The organism is Bartonella sp. TT110JLCBS, from assembly GCF_042193405.1.
In the GTDB taxonomy this organism is placed as follows: domain Bacteria; phylum Pseudomonadota; class Alphaproteobacteria; order Rhizobiales; family Rhizobiaceae; genus Bartonella.
Window position 1 is genome coordinate 1 of sequence record NZ_JBHILT010000302.1, and the last position, 287, is coordinate 287.

The following is a 287-nucleotide window of genomic DNA, read 5'->3' on the forward strand; positions in this document are numbered from 1 at the left end:
TGAGATTTAACTTCTGTTTGATGACGTTTATAAGTAGGCGTACCTTGTCCGTTTTTTGGGAAGATCACCTTGCCTTCTTTGATGATGTTTGCCATTCGTCCTTTTTCATAAGCCCATACACGATTGGGATTACACTGGTAAACTACACCCGTTTTTGGATCAGTAATCGGGTAATTAAGATTTGGCCGCTCTGATGCTGTTTTATTGCATGTCAAATTATCAGCCATCCAAGGCCCGCGCGGGTCATTATCGGGGTTGGTATAATTTGCAAAACTCTTTTGTACTCC

1 pseudogene is annotated in these 287 nt (G+C 41.8%); it reads right to left on the bottom strand.

Going from position 1 to position 287, the window contains the following annotated elements:
• Positions 1-227, bottom strand: a pseudogene (locus ACFILW_RS11020) (site-specific DNA-methyltransferase); the annotation flags it as partial.
• Positions 228-287 lie beyond the last annotated feature (60 nt).